Origin of the sequence: Brotomerdimonas butyrica (assembly GCF_025567305.1) — a bacterium.
Classification (GTDB): domain Bacteria; phylum Bacillota; class Clostridia; order Peptostreptococcales; family Anaerovoracaceae; genus Lentihominibacter; species Lentihominibacter butyricus.
On sequence record NZ_JAOQJP010000029.1, the window covers coordinates 1 to 229 of the forward strand.

Here is a 229-nt window from a genome sequence, read left to right on the forward strand (position 1 = left end):
GCTTCTGTCGCCCGTATTTGTCGCGGCGCTTCCGTAACCCGTATTTGTCGCGGCGCTTCTAAAAAAAAAAAAAAAAAAAAAAAAAAAGTCGCCCGTATTTGTCGCGGCGCTTCCGTAACCCGTATTTGTCGCGGCGTCGCGGCGCTTCCGTCGCCCGTATTTGTCGCGGCGCTTCTGTCGCCCGTATTTGTCGCGGCGCTTCCGTAACCCGTATTTGTCGCGGCGCTTC

General features: G+C 55.5%; 1 protein-coding gene. It reads left to right on the forward strand.

All coding sequences use genetic code 11. The features are described 5' to 3' along the window. On the forward strand, window positions 1-207 hold a 207-nt coding region (locus OCV59_RS11965; RefSeq protein WP_262584423.1), incomplete at its 5' end, for a hypothetical protein. Window positions 208-229 lie beyond the last annotated feature (22 nt).